The sequence below is a fragment of the Gemmata palustris genome (genome assembly GCF_017939745.1).
Taxonomy (GTDB): domain Bacteria; phylum Planctomycetota; class Planctomycetia; order Gemmatales; family Gemmataceae; genus Gemmata; species Gemmata palustris.
In genome coordinates this window covers 3,431,334-3,451,722 of the sequence record NZ_JAGKQQ010000001.1, presented here as the reverse complement: position 1 = coordinate 3,451,722, position 20,389 = coordinate 3,431,334, and the positions used below count along the sequence as shown (strand labels likewise).

14 protein-coding genes are annotated in these 20,389 nt (G+C 66.3%); 8 read left to right on the top strand and 6 right to left on the bottom strand.

Features of this window, described 5'->3' with window-relative positions:
* Positions 1–178: 178 nt before the first annotated feature.
* The gene (locus tag J8F10_RS14140) at positions 179–1,213 is read left to right on the top strand and encodes a 1-aminocyclopropane-1-carboxylate deaminase/D-cysteine desulfhydrase (protein WP_210654522.1); all 1,035 of its coding nucleotides are present in this window, start codon (positions 179–181) and stop codon (positions 1,211–1,213) included.
* A 45-nt stretch (positions 1,214–1,258) separates the two neighbouring features.
* Positions 1,259–3,601 (top strand): DUF1549 and DUF1553 domain-containing protein, encoded by a 2,343-nt coding sequence (locus J8F10_RS14135; RefSeq protein WP_210654520.1) that lies wholly within the window; start codon positions 1,259–1,261, stop codon positions 3,599–3,601.
* A 356-nt stretch (positions 3,602–3,957) separates the two neighbouring features.
* Here J8F10_RS14135 and J8F10_RS14130 read toward each other — a convergent pair whose 3' ends face one another.
* Entirely contained in the window at positions 3,958–5,334 is a 1,377-nt protein-coding gene (locus tag J8F10_RS14130) for a YcjX family protein (protein WP_210654518.1), read from the bottom strand.
* 545 nt (positions 5,335–5,879) lie between these two features.
* Between J8F10_RS14130 and J8F10_RS14125 the strand changes: the two genes are divergently transcribed.
* The 6 genes from J8F10_RS14125 to J8F10_RS14100 all read left to right on the top strand — a co-directional run bounded on the left by J8F10_RS14125 (position 5,880) and on the right by J8F10_RS14100 (position 14,490).
* On the top strand, positions 5,880–6,290 hold the full coding sequence (locus J8F10_RS14125) for a VOC family protein (RefSeq protein ID WP_210654516.1): 411 nt from the start codon (positions 5,880–5,882) through the stop codon (positions 6,288–6,290).
* A gap of 203 nt (positions 6,291–6,493) precedes the next feature.
* On the top strand, positions 6,494–6,700 hold the full coding sequence (locus tag J8F10_RS14120) for a hypothetical protein (protein ID WP_210654514.1): 207 nt from the start codon (positions 6,494–6,496) through the stop codon (positions 6,698–6,700).
* Between the two features lie 75 nt (positions 6,701–6,775).
* Positions 6,776–8,122: an excinuclease ABC subunit UvrC gene (locus J8F10_RS14115; protein WP_210654511.1), complete on the top strand. Its 1,347-nt coding sequence runs from the start codon at positions 6,776–6,778 to the stop codon at positions 8,120–8,122.
* 328 nt (positions 8,123–8,450) lie between these two features.
* Positions 8,451–12,050 carry a PAS domain-containing sensor histidine kinase gene (locus J8F10_RS14110; protein WP_210654509.1) on the top strand — a complete coding sequence of 1,200 codons (3,600 nt, stop codon included), beginning with the start codon at positions 8,451–8,453 and terminating at the stop codon, positions 12,048–12,050.
* The gene (locus J8F10_RS14105) at positions 12,047–12,499 is read left to right on the top strand and encodes a response regulator (protein WP_210654507.1); all 453 of its coding nucleotides are present in this window, start codon (positions 12,047–12,049) and stop codon (positions 12,497–12,499) included. The genes J8F10_RS14110 and J8F10_RS14105 overlap by 4 nt, the downstream gene beginning before the upstream one ends.
* Positions 12,496–14,490 (top strand): hybrid sensor histidine kinase/response regulator, encoded by a 1,995-nt coding sequence (locus J8F10_RS14100; protein WP_210654505.1) that lies wholly within the window; start codon positions 12,496–12,498, stop codon positions 14,488–14,490. The genes J8F10_RS14105 and J8F10_RS14100 overlap by 4 nt, the downstream gene beginning before the upstream one ends.
* 13 nt (positions 14,491–14,503) lie before the next feature.
* On the opposite strand, the gene J8F10_RS14095 is transcribed toward J8F10_RS14100, so the two are convergent.
* The 5 genes from J8F10_RS14095 to J8F10_RS14075 form a co-directional block, all read right to left on the bottom strand.
* Complete coding sequence (locus tag J8F10_RS14095; RefSeq protein WP_210654503.1) at positions 14,504–15,595, bottom strand: zinc-dependent alcohol dehydrogenase; 1,092 nt, start codon at positions 15,593–15,595, stop codon at positions 14,504–14,506.
* A gap of 73 nt (positions 15,596–15,668) precedes the next feature.
* Complete coding sequence (locus J8F10_RS14090; RefSeq protein ID WP_210654501.1) at positions 15,669–16,676, bottom strand: peptidyl-alpha-hydroxyglycine alpha-amidating lyase family protein; 1,008 nt, start codon at positions 16,674–16,676, stop codon at positions 15,669–15,671.
* 194 nt (positions 16,677–16,870) lie between these two features.
* Positions 16,871–18,169, bottom strand: a complete 1,299-nt coding sequence (locus J8F10_RS14085) for an MFS transporter (protein WP_246523341.1) — start codon at positions 18,167–18,169, stop codon at positions 16,871–16,873.
* A gap of 18 nt (positions 18,170–18,187) precedes the next feature.
* Positions 18,188–18,859 carry a hypothetical protein gene (locus J8F10_RS38885; RefSeq protein WP_246523333.1) on the bottom strand — a complete coding sequence of 224 codons (672 nt, stop codon included), beginning with the start codon at positions 18,857–18,859 and terminating at the stop codon, positions 18,188–18,190.
* Positions 18,856–20,292 carry a DUF1501 domain-containing protein gene (locus J8F10_RS14075; protein ID WP_210654499.1) on the bottom strand — a complete coding sequence of 479 codons (1,437 nt, stop codon included), beginning with the start codon at positions 20,290–20,292 and terminating at the stop codon, positions 18,856–18,858. Before J8F10_RS14075 ends, J8F10_RS38885 begins: the two co-directional genes overlap by 4 nt.
* Positions 20,293–20,389 lie beyond the last annotated feature (97 nt).

Sequence of the window (20,389 nt, the reverse complement as noted above, 5' to 3'; positions counted from 1 at the left end):
GGGCAAAGAATGCACCGGGCTTCCGCCCGGTGCTACGAACGACGGCCCCTCCGGGGCGAAGACCGGGAACCGTCTTCCGCCGCGGAGCAACATGCGCAGGCCGCCACCCAATTTCGGGCCAGTGCGGTTCCGCGGGCTTACCATGACACCACACCTTCTGGCTCGCGGAGACGTGACCATGCCCGATCCGATACTCACGCCGGCGGACGTGCGCGCGGCGGTGGCGCAATTGCCCCGCGAACGGCTCGCCCACTTGCCCACGCCGCTCGAAGAGATGCCGCGCTTCGCCGCGAAGATCGGCGGGGGCGTGCGCGTCTTCATCAAGCGCGACGACTGCACCGGACTCGTGCTCGGCGGGAACAAGGCGCGCCACAACGAGTTCCTGCTCGGCGACGCACTCGCGAGCGGCGCGGACATGTTCGTGTGGGGCGCGCTGGTCCAGTCGAACAACTGCCGGCAAACCGCTGCGAGCTGCGCGAAACTCGGATTGGAGTGCCGGCTCTATCTCTCGAAGGCCCATCAGAAGACGGAGCCGCAGGGCAACTTGCTGCTCGATTACCTCGTCGGCGCGCACGTCGAGTTCACAGATGCGAAGATCGGGCCGGAACTGAACGCGCTCCTCGCGTCGAAGGCCGAAGAGTTCCGCAGCGCCGGGCGGAACCCGTACTTCTGGAACCCGCCCCGCGTGGTGCCGCTCGCGGCCGTCAGTTACGCGCTGTGCATGGCCGAGATCGCGGAGCAACTGACCGCGCTGAACGTCGCGCCGGCGGCGTTCTACGTGTCGTCCGCGGGGGCGACCGGGGCCGGAGTCGCGCTGGGGAAGGCGCTGCTCGGGTTCCAGTGCCCGGCCCGGCTCATCTGCCCGATGCCCTGGCCCTGGCACATCCCGACACAGATGGCCAGTGACGCGAACGCCGCTGCCGAGCGATTGGGGCTCCCGCACCGACTGAAGCCCGAAGATTTGGACGCCGACGAGTCGTTTATCGCGCCGGGCTACGGGCTCCCGTCTCGGGCGGGACAGGAGGCCATGCACCTCCTCGCCACGTCGGAAGCGATCCTGACCGATCACGTGTACACGGCGAAAGCGCTCGCGGCGCTCATCGCCGATGTGCGCGCGGGCAAATACCCGCGCGGGTCGTCGGTGGTGTTTATTCACACGGGCGGCGTGCCCGCAATTTTCGCCGAGCCGGATAAGGTGTTGCCCGGGATGTGACCGGTCGCGTAGGCTTGAAGCCGTCTCGCAATGCGGAGTGGTGCCATGATTCGCCGAGCCGTGCCGGTCGCGCTGTTACTGCTGTTGCTCGCGGTCTCGAACCGCGCGACGGCGCAGCGGAAGTACGCGGACCCCGAACTGAAGGCGCAGGACCGGGCGCACTGGTCCTTCGTGCCCCCCAAGCGCCCACCGGTTCCCGAACCGCGAACTCTGAAGAACGAATCGCGGAACCCGATCGATGCCTTCATTCTCGCGCGACTGGAGAAGGAGGGGCTGAAACCCTCTGCACCGGCCGACAAACTCACGCTCTTGCGCCGGGTGACGCTCGACCTGACGGGCCTCCCGCCCACGCCCGCGGAAGTCGATGCGTTCCTGAAAGATGATGCGCCCGATGCTTACGAGAAGGTCGTCGATCGGTTGCTCGCGTCCCCGCACTTCGGCGAGCGCTGGGCGACGCACTGGCTCGACGTCGTTCGCTTCGCGGAGAGCAACGGTTACGAACTCGATGCGGAGCGCCCGCACTCCTGGCGCTACCGCGACTTCGTGGTGAGCAGCTTCAACGCGGACAAGCCCTACGACCAATTCGTCAAAGAGCAGATCGCCGGCGACCTCATTTGGAAGGACGAGCAGCAGCGAAAGGTGGCCCGATCGTCCGGGTGGTCCAAGCTCTCGGCGCTCTTCGCGCACCCGTCCTCCCACGACACCCTGATCGCGACCGGTGTTCACCGCTGCGGGCCGGTTCACGTGGTGAGTGGGAACCTCGATGCGGACGTGCTCCGGCAGGAAACGCTCACTGAGATGGTGAACGGTGTGGGGGCCGCGTTCCTGGGGCTCACGTTCGCCTGCACGCGCTGTCACGACCACAAGTTCGATCCTCTCTCGGCCGGGGATTATTACCGGCTCCAGGCGTTCTTCGCCAGCGCCAAGTACGCCGATGTGAATTTCGCCACACCCGCGGAGCGCGAAACGCACACCAAGCGAATGGGCGAGATCAACACGAAGACGGCGCCGATCAAGAAGCAGATCGCGGAGTTGGACAACCCGGTTCGCACGAAGGTGAACCAGGAGAAGCGCGACAAATTGGAGCCGAAGTACCGCAAGGCCCTCGATACGCCGGCCGACAAGCGGACCGAGGAGCAGAAGACGCTCGCAGCGCAGGCCGGGACGCTCATCCACGTGAGCTGGGACGAGGTTCTCGCCGCAATGTCCCCTGCGGACCTCGCGAAGCGGGCGCAACTCCGCGAACAGTTGCACGCGATCGACGCGCGAACCCCGCCGCCCGCGCCCGCTGCGTGGGCCATTGAGAACGCGGGCGACGAAAAGACGTTTGTTCTGAATCGCGGCGAGGTGAGCCAGAAAACACTGGAGGTGCAGCCCGCGTTCCCGCGCGTCCTGGTGCGCGAAGGAACGCCCGTGCCCACCTCGCGACGCGAACTCGCGGACTGGCTCACCAAGCCCGATCACCCGCTCACGGCGCGCGTGATCGTGAACCGCGTGTGGCAGCACCATTTCGGGCGCGGGATCGTCAACACGCCGAACGACTTCGGTACCCGTGGCGACCTGCCCACGAACCCGGAGTTGTTGGACTGGCTGGCGTGCGAGTTGGCGACCCCGTCCGTAGGGGCGGGTTCCCCCTGGGCGCTGAAACGCATCCACCGGCTGATCGTGACGAGCGCCACGTACCGCCAGTCCGCAACGACCGCACACGGCGCGAAGGCGGACCCCGACAACAAGCTCCTGTGGAAGATGAGCCGTCGGCGCCTCGAGGCCGAAGCGGTCCGCGATTCCGTACTCACCGCAGCGGGTACGCTGAACCGGCAAGTCGGCGGGCTGTCGGTGAAGGTGCCGCTCGAACCCGAAGTGTACGACCTGATTTTCACCGAGGGCGAACCGGACGGGCTTTGGCCGGTCACGCCCGATGTGAAGCAGCACACGCGCCGGTCCGTGTACCTCTTCAACAAGCGCAACGTGCGCCAGCCGATCCTCGAAGCGTTCGACCAGCCCGATACGCTCAACGCCTGTGCCGTGCGCCCGGTGAGTACGTTCGCGCCGCAAGCGCTCATCCTGATGAACAGCCCGTTCGTTCACGAGCAGGCCAAAGCAATGGCAGTGTCACTGCTAACTGAAGCAGGCACCGATACCGAGAAGCAACTGAACGCGCTGTATCGCAGGGCGACCGGCCGAGTACCGAACGCGACCGAGCGCAAGCTCGCGACCGAGTTCTTGAAGGACCAAACCGCCATCGTCCGTGACCGCGTTCGTGCGAAACAAGACATCGGTATTGATGCGACTTCGCTACCCGCTGGCACGGACGCGGCACACGCCCGCGCGCTGGCCGACCTGTGTGTGGTGCTGTTCAACACGCACGAGTTCGTCTACATCCCGTGATGTTTTACTCTCGCTTTGGGTCAACGAGCCGCGACCGCAAGGGAGCGGGGCTTCCTGCATTAAATCGCGATCGCGAGGCACTCGTTGCGCCTCCCGCTCCCTGGCGGTCGCGGCTCGTTCGGTCGCGACTGATCTCGAAGCGAAACTAACTCGCGGGGCAGAATGCGGCTCGGATGAGCCGCGACCGCGAGGGAGCGGGGCAACGGCTTCCTGTGGGTTGGATTGTCGCTGAGCGCGTGTTGCGCCTCCCGCTCCCTTGCGGTCGCGGCTCGTCCTGGAAGGTGAACCCCGCCCGCCAGGGCAGTGGGTGGCATCGTCACTGCGCGCACCCCACCGCCCTGGCGGGCGGGGTTCGCCTACTCGATCACGAACGTGGCGAGCTTGTCCAGGTTCACCTGATCGGGCGGGTAGTCCTTGCGGGTCGGCATTCGGGGGTACACTTCGGGGAAGGCGTAGCGCCCCGCGGGCCATTCCAGCGGCCAATCGTCCGGTAGCTCTGATGCGGTAAAACGCTGTTCGCCAGATGGTGGCACCTTTCGGCCGTCCGCGCCACGAAGGGGCGTGCCGACGAGCACGCGCCCCGCGCCGGGTTCGGTGGGCAGTGCCTTCGTGGACACCACCGAGGACACGTTGAAGAACTGGTGCTGCAACCCGTCGCGGTCCGTGGCAAAGCGCTCGACCATTCGGCGCGTGAGCAACTGCATCCGGTCGCGGTCGAGCGGGTGAACGAGGTCCAGTTTGGGCGCCACGAACGCGAGTCGCGTGATCCACCCCGGGCGCCACTGGTGCGGCAGGAACACCTTGCTCAGCCCGCGTGCGACCGGTCCGAACAGCTTGTTTTCGCCGGGCGCGAGCACGTCGAAGAGGTCGCGCACGATTTGCCGGTTGTCGTCGTACATGCCCACACCGCCCGCCAGCAGCATCGTCACATCGACCAGCACGATGAGGGACGTACACGAGCGGTACGCCGCGATCGTGGGCACCACCACTTGCTCGACGTACAGGTTGTAGCGCGACGAAAACGACTCGAACAACTCGGTCCCGTTGCGCCGTAATTCGGCGGGCAGCGGGCAGAACTGGTTCTGCTCATCGACGCCGCAGTGTCGGGCGGCCGCGAGTTCCTCGGGCGCCGCGGGGCGCGCCGGCTGGCCCTTCAGATCGAGCAGGAACGTGGAGGGCGAAATGAGCGGCTTGAAGTTCAGGATGAGGTTCGCGAGCGACACGCGGTACGCCGTCAGTAGCTCGGTTTCGGTCGCGCCGGGCTTCTTGATCGCGTCCAAAAACGGGGCCGAACAGGTGCGGTACGTGGAGTCGTTCACGAACAGGCTCAGCATGCGCTCGGACCACGCGGTGAAGTCGCGCCCGAGCATCCCGGCGTCGGCGATGCGCTCCCCCGGCAGGTCGTACAGCTTCAGGAGGCAGTCGCTGAAGGTCCAGTCGGAGCGCTCGAACTGACAGACGAACTGCGCGCGGTCGGTCGTCTTGGACGGCCACCGACCGTAGTTCACCAGCGCGTCGCGATGCCCGGAATAGTTGAACGGTGCCCACCCGCGATCGGGTTCCTTCACGGTGAATTTGCGCAGGTGCGTACCGGGCTTCCCGAGCGGGAACCGGTCCGAGTCGTGGTCCTGAAGGTGATTGATGAGCGAGGTGAGCAGCACGGTTTTGCCGGCACTGTAAAGCCCGACCACGCCGACGCGGGCCTCGGTCGTCTTCACGCGGAACACGCTCATGTGACTCGACCCTCAGCGACACGCAGAAGCCCGCCTCCCTCATTTTTAGGGAAGGGCGCCGGTTCTTCATTCGGGACTTCCCGTGAGTGGTATTCGCTGCACCCCCGGCGCACATTGTGATGTTTTCACTGCTCGGCTCAGCAACGCGCTGCGCGGCGCGCCCGCACAATGCGCGTGCGCCGCGCAGTCGGGACAGTGTTTGTATTCTTGTGTCCACTTGCGTATAATTGGCAGTGTCCAGGTATTGCGGGTGTGCTCGGGGTACGAGTGCGAGCGGGCTCGAAGTGTTAGCCCGAAACGGCCAGAAATTGCGGCGATGTTAGCGGTTGTTACCTGCCGGCGAGGGTGAGTCGGAACGATGATTGTGTCTTAACTACCTGTAGTGTCAGTAGTTGAGTCGCTAGTTGCTTGGCGATTTGCCCCGGTGACGGCCCGAACCCCGAAAATGTTAGCAATTGTTAGCCGGCCGGGGTTTGGGCGGGTCAACGGAGCGGCTGTGGTATCGCGCGGTGTGAGCGCAACTTCATCGCCATGGGAGAGATGCGATGGCGGGATTGAACGTGACTCACCTCGACCACTGTTCCGTGCTCATTACGGACGTGGCGCAGGCGCGGGCGTTCTACGCGGGCGTGTTGGGGTTGAAGGAGATCCCGAAGCCGAAGACGTTTGATTTCGTCGCACTGTGGTTCCAACTGGGTGACGGGCAAACGCTGCACCTGCTCCAGAAACCGCAGCCCGATTCGCGGAGCCCGCGGCACTTCGCCCTTCGTGTGCCGGATGTCGCGCAGGCGCGTGAGCACTTCCGCACACAGCGCATCGAGATTCAGGAAACTGGGCCGATCCCCCACTGCGACCGGTTCTTCGTGAGCGACCCGGACGGCAACCGGATCGAAATCATTCAGTGGCTTGAACCTTACGATCCCGCAGCAAGCGGCGCCGGACAACTCGACACTTAATCTTCGCTCTGGTAAGTTCCCGCGGATTGCGTGGCGGGTCGGTACTCACGCCCCCTTTGTTTTTGTGTCGAGGGCATACAGTTTGCATTTTTCTCACGAGCGCCCCGCTCACATGAGTGAATCCGACAAAAGATTCCGAACGATAGCTGAATTCTTTACCCGGTAAGGAATTTCGCGATCGCGGTTGGGAAGGGAACTGCGCAATGGTGGCACCATTCGTGCGCGATCGCATGGCCGAAGATACCAAAATGACGTGCGTCTGCTGTCACTGCCGGCGCGAGAGGACGGCCGCGGACGAGTGGCGCGACCGCACTCCCGTGGCCGGCGAACGGCTCACGCACGGCATCTGCCCGGTCTGCTTGTACGAACTTTATCCCGATCTCGCGCCCCTCATCCGCCCGCGCTCGTAACTCCCTCCAATAGCGTGGGAAGATTTGCCGCCAACGGGTACAATGCGTGTACCCCTGTTCCGGTGGATGCTTCCCATGATCGAAGATCCGATTCCCCCCGTCAGCGAGCAAACACCCGATCCGCGCGACCCGGCCGCGAAGGTCCGCGAGTTCCCCACCACGTCCGGCGTGTACCTGATGAAGGACGCCGGCGGGAACGTCATTTACGTCGGCAAGGCGAAGAACTTGCGCGGCCGGGCCTCGTCGTACTTCAGCAAAGAAGCCCTGAACGATGCCCGCATCCGTGACTGGATGCCGCTCGTCAAGGACGTGGACTTCATCGAGACGACCGACGCGATCCAGGCCGTGTTTACCGAAGCGCGGATGATTAAAGACCTGCGCCCGAAGTTCAACAAGGATCTCAAGGACGACAAGACGTTCCCGTACCTGCAGATCCGCACGCGCGAAGAGTTCCCGCGGGTCGAGATCACGCGCAAACCGCGGCGCAAGGGCGTCCGGCTCTACGGGCCGTTCACGAGCACGAAGCCGCTGCGGATCGCGATGGACGTGCTCCAGCGGTTGCTCCAGTTCCGTACTTGCACGCTCGACATCAAGACCGGCGAGGACCGGTGGAAGTGGTTCCGCCCCTGTCTGTTGCACAGCATCCGGCGCTGCACCGCGCCGTGCAACCTGCGCGTGTCGCGCGAGGACTACCGCGCGCAGATCAAGAAGCTCATTTTCATTCTCGAAGGCAAGACCGCGAAGCTCGTGCGCCGCATGGAGCGCGAGATGACCGCCGCGAGCGAGGAGCTGAATTTCGAGAAGGCCCGGCGCATCCGCGACGAGATCGCGGCCATCCAAAAACTCGACATGCGCGGGGACGCGAACAAAGACGTGCAGCCGGAAGTGTTCCCCATCGACCCGAAGAAGGGCCTGATCGGGCTGAAGAAGGTGTTGGGCCTCGCGAACACCCCGCGCACGATCGAGGGCATGGACATCGCGCACCTCAGCGGGCAGGACACGGTCGCGTCGCTGGTGTCGTTCCTGGACGGGGTGCCGTTCAAGCCCGGCTACCGGCGGTTCAAAATCAAGTCCGTAGAGGGTGTGGACGACTTCGCGAGTATGCGCGAGGTCGTCACTCGGCGATTCCGGCGGTTGCGCGACGAGGACGAGGTGTTCCCCGACATCCTGCTCATCGACGGCGGGAAGGGGCAACTCAACGCGGCGCTCGATGCGTTTCAGACGCTCGGAATCACCCCGCCGTGCCTGATTTCTCTCGCGAAACAGGAGGAGGAGATTTTTCGCCCCGGCGCGGACGAGTCCATCAAACTCAGCAAGCACTCGGCCGCGCTGCGACTGCTCCAGTACGTCCGCGACGAATCGCACCGCTTCGCGCAGCACTACCACCACATGCTCCGGCGGAAGCGGTTCACGGAGGATTGAGGGCGGGGCGTGTCGAAATTGAACTGCCCACGAAGATCGGCGTGATTGCCCGGCGGCGCGTTGTTCGGCCGCGCCGCTGCCATCAATCGTTGTGACATCTTTGTGCTATTACTTCATTCACATCACCAGCGTCGGGCGGGCGCACCCGGGCACTGTGAAAATTCGTGCCACAAGGCCACGTGCGCTTACATTCGATGATCGGTCGGCACCACACCCGCGGCTGACGCGCGCGTCGTTCGGCCCTGGTGGGGAAATCGGCTCCCACGCGGAGGCGGGTCACTTCGTGTAGAACATCACGAACACAGGTCGGGTGTCGAGGGAGCTATTCGTGGTCATCGTTCTCTTTCTGCAGCTACTCCCTTTACTCGCGCCCGCGCAGAAGGCTAACGACCGCGAGCCGCTGACGACCGCGGCCGCCGTCCGCGCGTTGACCCCGGATGAGGCGAAAGCGCCCCGCTTCATCCAGATCACCGGGGTCGTGACCCTCTCCCACGCGCGCGGTTCAGAGCTGTTCGTTCAAGACGGGACCTCGGGCATCTACGTGCAAGCACGCGCGCTGCCGGCCGGGGTGAGGCCGGGAACGCGCGTTCGTGTAACGGGCCAGTCGCGCGCGGGGTGGTTCTCACCGTTCGTGGTGGGCGTCACCGTCGAGGCACTGGGAACCGAGCCACTACCGACCGCGCTGCCGTTCAATTTCTCGCAACCCGAGGCCCGGTGGCTCGACGCCCAGTTCGTCCAAGTGTACTGCCTGGTCCGGGACGTGAGGGCGGTGAAGGGCGGCGCGGGGCTCCTTGTTGAAGGGACCGCGGGGCTGGGAATACTCGCGTTCCGTGAACCCGTTCCAGAAGAGGACCTGCGCCGCCGGGTCGGGTCGGTCGTCCGCGCGCGCGGGGTGTGCGTGCCCGAATTCGATCCCGCCGGGCGGGTCACCGGGAACGTCCGCGTGCTGCTCCAGTCGTTGAACGAAGTGACCGCGGTTGAATCGGCCACGCCCGTTCGCACGATCCAGTACCTCCGGCGGTTCCTGCCGGGCGTGTCGCCGATCCCGTTGGTGCGGACGACCGGGGTAGTTACCGGACGGTTCGCCGACGACGTGCTGCTCGTCCAGGACGATACCGGCGGGTACACGGTCCGGCTCCGAACGGAGGCGCCCGCGGACATCGGTCCGGGCACGCGCGTGGAAGTGAGCGGCTTTTTAGCCTGGAACGGCGACCGCATCGCCGTGCGGAGCGCCGACGTGACCGCGCTCGGCACGGCCCCGCTGCCCGAACCGCGGGACATCGCGTCCGAGCCGGATCTCGCGGCGGCGGACGCCTGTCGCGTGCGCTTTCAGGGGCGCGTGACCGAGGCGAGCGCGGGCCGACTCACGCTCGTGCGGGACGGCATGACCGTGTCGGTGCGGGTGCCCGCCGATTGGGGGCCGGGGGCGGAAGTGGAGAGCGTTGTGACGGTAACCGGCGCGCTCGCCAGCCGGTTCGACGTGTCCACGGGCCTGATTATTCTGCCCCTCGCGCCGGCCGACGTGGTCGTGGTCGCGCCCCCCGATCGCCCCCGAATCACCCGGGGCCAGGTGGCGGTGGCGCTCGCCGCCGGAACGGGCGTCGCGCTGGTGGGCACGGTGTGGGTGCTCGCCCTCCGGCGCGCCGTCCGCACGCGCACCCACCAGCTCCGGGAATCCGAACAGAAGTTCGCGACGGCCTTTCACGCGAGCCCGGACGCGGCCGTGCTCGCGCGGGTCGCCGACGGGAAATTCTTGGAGGTGAACGACGGGTTCTGTCGGCTCATCGGCTACAGCCGGGAACAGGTGCTCGGCCGGTCCGTCACCGAGGAGAACTGGTTCGACCCCGAGTCCCGTACCCGGGTGCTCGACGCGGCCCGCTCGGGTGAGATCGTCCGGGACCAACCGGCAACCGTGCGCGACGCGACCGGGCGCGCGCACGAGGTGGCGATCTCGTCCATTCCCGTGACCGTCGGCGGCGACCGGTGCCGCCTCGACATCATCCGGGACGTGACCGAGCAGAACCGGGCGGAGCGGGCCGCGCGCAACGAGAAGCTGTTCACCGACACCATCATCGAGAGCATGCCCGGCATCCTCTACTTCTACGATGCCCAGGGGCGGTTCCTGCGCTGGAACCGGAACTTCGAGACGGTCTCCGGCTACTCGGCCGCGGAGGTCGCGCACATGCACCCGCTCGACTTCTTCTCCGATCAGGATAAGGCGCTCGTGGCCCAGCGGATCGCGGCGGTTTTCGAGACCGGGGAGGCGTTCATCGAGGCCCCGTTCCTGTCCAAGGACGGGCGCACCGTGCCCTTTTATCTCACCGGTCGGCGCGTCACATTCGAGGGGCAGGCGTGTCTGGTCGGGATCGGTATCGACGTCTCCGCGCGCCAGGCCGCCGAGACGCGCCTGGCGGAGAGCGAGCGCGAGTACCGTGAACTGGTGGAACTCGCCAACAGCATCATCCTGCGCTGGAACCCGGAGGGGCGGGTCACGCTGCTCAACGAGTTCGGCTTGCGCTTTTTTGGCTACGCGGCCGAGGAGATCGTCGGGCGCCACGTGATGGACACGATCGTGCCGTCCACCGAGAGCACCGGGCGCGACCTGCGGGACCTGATGGCCCACGTGTGCGCGGACCCGAAATCGTTCGAGCAGAACGTCAACGAGAACGTGCGCAAAAACGGCGCGCGCGCGTGGATCGCGTGGACCAATCGCATCATATTCGACGCCCAGGGGCGGGTCGTCGAGATCCTGAGCATCGGCACGGACGTCACCGCCCAGCGGCGCGCGGAGCAGGCCCTGGCCGCCTCCGAGCGGAAGTTCGCCGCGCTCTTTCACATGGCCCCGATGGCCCTGTCGCTCTCGACGGGGGCCGGGGAACTGGTGGACGTGAACCAGGCGTTTACCGACCTGTACGGCGTGCCGCGCGAGCACGTGGTCGGGCGCCGGGCGGTCGACGTGCCCGGGCTTTACACCTCACCAGATGACCGGGCCGAATTGTACGAGGTGCTGCGCCGCGACGGGCGCATCCGGAACCTCGTGCGGACGCGCCCGCGCGCCGACGGGACGCCGGTAACCACCATCGCCTCGGTCGAGTTGATCGATCTCGACGGGAGCCCGCACGTCCTCACGGCCATCGCCGACATCTCGTCCCAGAAGCAGGCCCAGGAAGCGCTCCGCGAGGCGAACGCGACACTCGAGCGGCGCGTCGCCGAGCGCACGGACGAACTGGTTGCCGCGAACAACGAACTCGAGGCGTTTTGTTATTCGGTTTCTCACGACCTCCGCGCCCCGCTCCGCTCCATCGACGGGTTCAGCCAGGCCGTGCTGGAGGACTACCAGGACCGATTGGACCCCGAGGGCGCGAGCTTCCTGCGGCGGATCCGCGCCGCGGCCGGGCGGATGGGCGAACTCATTGACGATTTGCTGACCCTCTCACAGGTGACACGGGCCGACTTGCGCCGCGAGCGCGTGGACCTGTCCGCGATGGCGTCCGAGGTCGTCCGCGCGCTGCAGCACGCGAGCCCCGAGCGCGCGGTCGACGTGTCCGTCGCCCCGGGGCTGGGCGCCGACGGGGACCGGAACCTGTTCCGCATCCTGCTCGACAACCTGATCGGGAACGCCTGGAAGTACACGGGTAAAACGCCCCGCGCGCGGATCGAGGTCGGGTGCGAAGAGCGCGACGGCGCGCCCGCGTTCTTCGTCCGCGACAACGGGGCGGGGTTCGACCCGGCCTACGCGCACAAACTGTTCCAGCCGTTCCAGCGGCTGCACCGGGCGGACGAGTTCCCGGGCCACGGCATCGGGCTGGCCACGGTCCTCCGGATCGTCCGGCGGCACGGCGGAACCGTTTCCGCGTCGGGTTCCGTTGGAACCGGCGCCCGCTTTTGGTTTACAATGACGAAACACGATTCCGGGACGGCACTATGAGCACCGCGAGCATCCTCCTCGTCGAGGACAACGAAGACGATATTGCCCTGACGCTCAGGGCGTTCCGTAAGGCGAACATTGCCAACTCCGTCGTCGTGGCCCGCGACGGGGTGGAGGCGCTCGACTACTTGTTCGGAACGGGGACGCACGCGGGGCGGGACGCGACTCAACTGCCCGCCGTCATTCTCCTGGATTTGAAGCTGCCGCGCGTGGACGGGCTGGAGGTGCTCCGGCGGCTGCGGAGTACGCCCGCCACGCGGATGATCCGCACGGTCATCCTCACGTCCTCCAAGGAGGAACAGGACGTGTCCCAGAGCTACGAACTCGGGGCTTGCAGCTACATCCGCAAGCCGGTCGATTTCGATAAGTTCCTCCACGCCGTGAGTACCCTCGGCGTGTACTGGTTGCTGCTCAACGAGACCCCCCCCATTCCCCGACCCACTCTATGAATTCGCCCCGTTCGTTGAACGTTCTGCTCGTTGAAGACAACCCGGACGACGAGCTCCTCATCTCCCGCGAGTTGCGGAAGGGCGGGCTGGCGTTCGGGGCCGAGCGGATCGCCACCCGCGACCAGTTCCACGCCGCCCTCGACCGCGGCGGCTGGGACATCATCCTCGCGGACTACGCCCTGCCCGGGTTCAGCGGGCTGGAGGCCCTGTCCATTTTGCGGGCGCGGGAGTCGCGAGTGCCGTTCATCCTCGTGTCCGGTACCGTCGGCGAGGAAATTGCGGTCGACGCGATCCGGGCCGGGGCGCACGACTACCTGCTGAAACAGAACCTGATCCGACTGGTGCCCGCGGTCACCCGCGCGATCCGGGAGGCGCACGAGCGCCGGCAGCGGGAGGCGACCGAGCACGCCCTTCAGGAACACCGCGAGCGCCTGGAACTGATCTACAACAGCGTGTCCGGGTTCCTCGCCTTCCTGACCCGTACCCCGGAGGGCCGGTGGTTGTACACGAGCGTCAACCGGGCGTTCGTGCTGAAACTGGGAGAAACCGGCCAAGCCATTCCGGTCGACCGGCTGTTGGGGCGCGAGGTCGAGGACGTTGAAGCGAACGAGTTCCGCCTGGACGCCGAGACGATCCGCTGGTTCGCCGAACTCCGGCACCGGGCGATCGGTGCCGGCCGCCCGGTTACGGCCGAACGGGAACTGCGACTGGTGGCGGGCGTGTTCGTCGGGGAGTTCACGTTCATCCCCGTCGTCGGCCCGGACGGGGCGTGCCGCCACCTGTTGATCGACGGGCGGGACGTGACGGCCCAGCGGCGCGCGGAAGAGCAGGACCGCCGGATCCGCGACCACATGATTCAGGCCCACAAACTCGAAGCCCTCGGTACCCTCGCGGGCGGGATCGCTCACGATTTTAATAACATTTTGACCGGGATCTTCGGGTTCGCCGAACTCGCGAAAATGGCCCCCGACCTGACCAGCGCCCGGCGCCAATCCGAGGAGATCATTCGGGCCGCGCACCGGGCCAAGGAACTGGTCGGGCGGATCCTCACGTTCTCCCGCCAGCAGCCGACCAACCGGCAACCGGTTCCCCTGACCGACGTGGTGCGGGAACTCGTTCCCCTGATGCGGGCGTCCTTTCCGAAGTCCGTCGAACTCGCCGTTCGGCTCCCGGAACCGGGGGCCGGGCCGGGGGTGCTGGCCGACAGCGGGCAGCTCCAACAGGTGGTTCTGAACCTGTGTACGAACGCGACCCACGCCATGCCCGCCGGCGGGCACCTGGTACTCGCGGTCGAAGCCGCCGCCCTGACGGACCCGGTTCCCACCGATCTCGCGCCACTCGTCGCCGGCCCCCACGCCAAACTCACCGTCTCGGACACCGGTGCGGGCATGGCGCCCGATACGCTCCGCCGGGTGTTTGAACCGTTCTTCACCACCAAACCGGTCGGCCAGGGCACGGGGCTCGGCTTGTCCGTCGTTCACGGTATCGTCCGGGATCACCGGGGGGCGATCCGGGTGACGAGTGCCGTCGGCCGGGGGACGACGTTCGAGATCTTCTTGCCGGTGGTGGCGGGGTCGAGGGCCGAGGACACCCCGGCGCCGCCGGTCCCCACCGGCCGGGGCGAGCGGGTGCTGTGCGTGGACGACGACCCGGTCCTGGTGGCCGTGACCGCTCACCTGCTTACGGAACTGGGTTACGAACCGGTACCGTTCACCGATCCGGTGGCCGCGTTCGCCGAGTTCTCTGCCGGGCCGGCCGCATTTGCCGCGGTCCTCACGGACAACCGGATGCCGACGTGGTCCGGTGTGGAGCTCGCGCGCCGGGTGTCTCAACTGCGGACCGAGCTGCCCATCGTTCTCGTTTCCGGGGCAGTCGATCCAGAGGCCCTCTCGTCCTTTCAGGCGCTACGGTACCGGCACCTGTTGGCCAAGCCGTACACGCTCGCGCAACTGGCGCAAGTGATGAGCCACGCGGTCGGGCGCGGCGGTTGATGGCCCGGGTCGTTCACCCGCGCATCATCACCTGTGCGGGATTGATGGCCTTGTACTTCCCCTTTTGCGCGGTGATCTCGAACGCTCGCGGGACCGCGCCGATGCCGGACAGAACGTGCGTGATGGTCGGTTTGAGGCGCACGCGCCCGGACGCGACCAGCCGCACGGTGTGTTCGAGGTGGCCGAGCGTGCTGATGTCCGGGAACAGGTAACGCAAGCTGCGCTCCCGGAGGTAGTCGATGTTCACTTCGAGCGGGCCGCCGAACCACGATACGCCGATGACCTTCCCGCCAGAGCGGACCGCGTCGAGTGCGTTCAGGAGCGACCGGTTCCCCGCGAGTCCCTGTTTCGGGCTTCCCCCCGCACACTCAAAAACTACGTCCGCTCCGTTGCCTTCGGTCAGGTCGCGTATGGCCGCGACCACGTCGCCCGCGTTCGCGTTGAGCGCGTGATCCGCACCGAGTTCGCGCGAGACCGCGAGCGCTTCGTCCCGCACGTCCACGGTAATGATGCGCCCCGCGCCGCTGATGCGGGCGATCTGCAAGCACTCCAACCCCATGCTCCCCTGACCGAAGATCACGACCGTGTCCGCCACTTGGAGCCCGGCCGTCTCGACGGCCGCGACGCTATCGCTCAGCGATTGCAGGCACGCGGCTTCGCTGTCGGAAATGCGCTCGTCCACGAGTGTCAGCGCGATTTCCGGGATGAGCGCCCGTTCCGCGAAGCACCCGGGGAGATCGAACCCGATGACCGGCCCCTTTCGGCACAGTGTGCTGCGTTCGGAGAGGCAGAGCGGACACTGGCCGCACGGTAGTTTCGCGCGCGCCGCGACGCGGTCACCCGGCTTCACGCGCGTCACGCCGGGGCCGACTTCGAGCACCCGCGCGCAGAACTCGTGGCCGAACAACTGGAGCGGGGCTTCGGTTTCGAGCCGCCGCTTGACGCGATCGTAGGCGAGCGTGGGAATGCCCTGCGCGAGCTGCGCTTCGGTGACACTCGGCTGCACGCAGATCGGCTCAACGAGGACGTGCCCCGCGGCGGCCGTGGGTTCGGGTACGTCGTCGAGGCGCAGGTCGCCGAATGCGTGGAATCGCCAGGCTTTCATGGGTGCTCCTGTGTACGCGGACCCCGCCCGCAGGGGCGGGTGACTGGTCCGCAAGGGCGAGGTGCCTCGGCTGTCAAACGACCCGCTGCCCTTGCGGGCAGGGTTCACCGAATCTCTGGAGCGCGTGACAGTCCGGCGACACGAGCCCGCGGTTGCCACCCGCGGACCAGGCGACTTCCGTCACGTACACGGCGCCGCGCGAATCCACGCAGATGTCGTGCGGGGCGAAGAAGTCGCCCGGCGCGGTCGGGTTGTCCCCGCCGCCCCAGCGCGCGATCAGGTTGCGGTTGGCGTCGAAGACGCTCGCGCGGCCCCCGGTCGCGTCGGGTGTCGGGGCGGTGGTGCCGAGCCACATCCCGGCGCGGTAGCCCAGTTCCGCGACGAAGTACCGTCCGGCGCGGTCGATGAAGATCTGCGACGGGCGCGCGAGGTCGGTCCATTGCGAGATGAACGCGCCGGTCGACGCGAAGGACTGGATGCGGCTGTTTTCGCGATCGGCGACGTGGACCACACCGTCGCGATCGACCGCGATTCCGTGCGGTACATGGAACTGGCCCGGTCCGCTCCCCGGTTCGCCCCACGAGAAGAGTAGCGTGCCGTCGGGACCGAACTTGTGAACGCGGGCGTTACCGTACCCGTCGGTGACGTAGAACTCGCCGGTGGGCGCGAGCGCGAGGTTGGTCGGGTAGTGGAACGGCGGCCCTGCGAACTTGATCGTGCGGAAGTCGATGCTGGTCGCGCCGGTGTCGGACGGTTGGGCGTGCGTGCCGAGCGTGAACAGGAGCGTGCCGTCCGGCGCGAACTTCCGAACGGTGTGCCCCATGTCGTCGGTGCAATAGACGGCGTCATCGGGGCCGATGGTGATGCCGTGCGGCCGCACGAACATCGTCGCGTCCCACTCTTCGAGGAACGTGCCGTCGGGCGCGAACACCATGAGCGGGTGCTCGCCTCGACTAAACACGAACACGCGGTCGCGCGAATCGGTCGCGACCGCAGCCACTTCCTTCCAGTCGAAACCGGGCGGGAGCTTCGCCCACTGGTCATCGGGCGCGTAACCGAACTCGCGGCAATCGGTGGACATGGGAGAGGTCCGATTGGGGTTTCGTAACACCCGCTTGTGGCCCGTGCAACAGACGGTGCTGTGTAGGGTGGGTCAAGGCTTTGCGCAGGCCCACCAGCCCGTCTTCGGCAGAAAACGAAACCCGCGGCGGAATCGGGGTGGTCTTCGCACGACGTGGTGGGCCTGTGCCGAGCCTGGACCCACCCGGCGAGCGACTAAACTTCGTCCGGCGGCTCGGGCAGCAGCAGCGCGACGGCTGCCGCGGGGATGAACAGGAAGCCCGCCGCGAGCAGCGCGAGGCGGTAGTCGCCGACCGGCGCGAACAGCCCGAATAGCACCGTTCCGATCCCCGCCGCGATGCGGCCGAAGTTGTAGCAGAAGCCCGCGCCCGTCGTGCGCAACAGCGTCGGGAATAGAGGCGGCATGTACATCGTGAACAGCCCGAACAAGCCCTGGCTCAACCCGATCGCGATGAACCCGAGCCACAACGAATTGTGGTCGCGCGGCACACCGTAGGTCGCGGTCATCGCCGCGCAGTACGCGAGGCACAGCGTCACAATGGCCCACCGGTAGCGGACCCAGTTCGCGAGCGCACCGGCCATGAAGTTCCCGACGATCGACGTGCCGATCACGACCCACATCGCGGTCGCGGCCAGTTCGCTCCGCGCGCCCGCGGTCCACTCGGCGAGTTCGGGCATGTTGCGGAGGTGCTGCAGGTACCAGAACAGGAACGCCCAGTGCGCGGTGAGCGCGCAGGAGCACACGAGCAGCGTGAGCACGGTGATTCGGCGCACCGGCGGGCGGAACAGGTCGGAGAACCGCGGTAGGTTCGCGGCTGCAGCCTGCTTCGCCCCGGCCCACTCCTCCGGTTCCGGTACCGCGCGGCGAATCCACAACACAATGAGCGCGGGGGCCACACCGATCAGGAACACGTAGCGCGGCGGGAGGTCGGCCATCAGGAAGACGGCCGCCGCCGCGATCATCACCCCGATGTTCACGGCACTTTGGAGCACGGCCGCGATCCACGGGCGCCACTTCTTCGGCCAGGTTTCGGAAAGTAGTGATGCGCCAATGGCCCACTCGCCGCCGATGCCCAGCGCCGCGAGGAACCGGAAGATCATCAACTGCCACCACGTTTGCGCCGCGGCCCCCAGGCCCGTGAACGCCGCGTACATGAGAATGGTGAGGACGAGCGCGCGGCTGCGCCCGATGCGGTCCGCGATGCGGCCGAAGAACGCGCCGCCGAGCGCCCACCCGAACAGGAACGCGGCCTGGATCCACGATCCGTAGAACCCGACGTCCGGGTGCTTCGGGTCCGGCTGCATGATGAGTTCGGCGACGAACGGCGTGGCCACGAGCACGTACAGGTGCATGTCGAGGCCGTCGAACATCCAGCCCAGCCACGCGGCGGCGCCGGACTTCCACTGCTGCGGGGAGATGTCGCGCAGGCTGGTCGCGTCCTTCGTTGCCACCGGTGCAGGAAGGTTTTCGGGGGAGGGTTCTGGTGTTCCCATGCGGTCACGTTCCGATCGTCAGCATTTACCGAGGAGAAGATCAACGACCCAGCACCCGCGGACGTGCGGGGTGGTACTATCGCGGCAATGGTTCAGGATATCGGTGTTTTCGCAACCGGCGTCCTGAAGTGCGTCGGCGAGGATCGGCATCGCGCTGAACTCGCGCGATTCGTACATCTGTGCGGCGAGCGCGCGAGCCGTTTCCGTGCGCCACTCCGGGGCGAGCACGACCGGCCGAAACGGGTTCCCGAAGATGTCGCGGAGCAGAGCGGCTTGTGTAACATTGAACGCGCCTGTTGCTGCTTCAATATCTGCGAAGAGCGCTTCGAGATTGAATTCAGCTTCATAGCTGCGAATGAAGATTGCCCTGCGTATCAGTCTTGTGAGTGCGACCCAGGTACCCCACGCGGCGGTGTACGCATTCTCGTGGATTAGGATGCTGGGTAGGTCGCCGTTCTCGGGATCGACTATCAGGTCTTCGTATCGGGTGCCGTCTTCACTGGAATGTTTCGCGCTCTCGAGTGTGCCGGGAGTCATTTCGCCCCAAGGTAGCCAGGGCGAAAATGGACGGATGTAATTCAGGCAAAACTGCCCCGACGCGAACCGTAGCTTCCTATCGCTTGCTTTGTCCCGCAGAACCTCGAGCATGGTTTCTGGATCGGAGCATTCCAGCCACTTATCCTCCGTCATGCCAGAATCCCCTTCACGACGTGCGCGTCCTCGACGCCGGTGAGCTTCTCCTTTAGTCCGTTTTGCTCGATGAAGAGCTGCTCGTGGTTCATTCCGAGCAGGTGCAGGATGGTCGCGTGCCAGTCACGGACACTCACGCGGTTCTCCACCGCGTTGAGCCCGAGTTCGTCTGTGGCGCCGTAAGTGAGGCCCGGTTTCGTTCCCCCGCCGGCCATCCACGAACAGAAGGCGTTCTTGTTGTGATCGCGCCCGGCCTTGCGTTCGTCCTTGTCGGGCGGAAGTTGCGCGATTGGCAACCGCCCGAACTCGCCGCCCCAAACCACGAGCGTGCTGTCGAGCAACCCGCGGTCCTTGAGGTCGCGGAGCAGCGCTGCGGTGGGCTTGTCGGTGCGGTCGCACGCGGACTTCAGTTCGGCCGCGATGTTGCTGTGCGTGTCCCAAATGTGGCTGTTGATGTAAAGCTGCACGAACCGCACGCCGCGCTCGATCAGGCGCCGGGCGATGAGGCACCGGCGCCCGTAAGAGTCCGTCGGCTCCTTCCCGATGCCGTACATCTCCTGCACGCGGAGCGGTTCTTTCGAGATGTCGAGCGCGTCCGTGGCTTCGAGCTGCATCCGCCCGGCCAGTTCGTAAGAGGCGATCCGCGCATCGAGCGTCGGCTGGTTCGGGCGGTCGCGCTTGTGCATCGCGTCGAGCTTGGCGAGCAGCTCACTTTCGGCCCGCGCAACGGGCACGGGGCGCTCGGTGTCGGGCTTCAGGTTCAGCACGGGCGAACCGGTCGAGCGGAACCGCGTACCCTGGAACATCGGCGGCAGGAACCCGGACTGCCAGTTCTCCACGCCGTTTACGGGCAGGCCCTTGGGGTCGTCGAGCACCACATACGCGGGGAGGTTCTGGTTCTCGCTGCCGAGCCCGTAAGTCACCCAGGCGCCGAGGGTCGGTCGACCCGGAGTGATCTTGCCCGATTGAATCATGTACACGGCGGGCTCGTGCGTGATGCTCGTCGTGTGCATCGATCGGATGAACGTAACGTCATCGACCGCCCCGGCGAAGTGCGGCATCGCGTCGGAGACCGGCGCCCCGCACTTGCCGTGCTTCGCGAACTTGAACGGGCTGCGCATGATCGCGCCCGCGCTCTTCACGAACTCGATTTCGCCCGCGAGTTTGTCTGCGTAGGACTTCCCGTGGAGCCGGTCGAGTTCCGGCTTCGGGTCGAACAGGTCCATCTGGCTCGGCCCGCCGTTCTGGAACAGGTGAATGACGGCCTTCGCCTTTCCCACGAAGTGTGGTTTCCGGGGCTTGAGGTCCGCGAACGGCGCGGAGTCTTCCGCGCGTGCGTCATCGGCGCCGAGGAGCGATGCGAGTGCAGCGCCAAAGATCCCGCCAGGGATGCTGTGGAACAGATCGCGCCTGTGGAGCAGTGAAGCACGCATCGGGTGGCCCCGTGTTGTCTGACAAACTGCGACGGCAAGGGCGGGTTCTTGATCCTGGGACCGCTGAGGCACCTTCCATTCGTTCCGGTCCCATCTC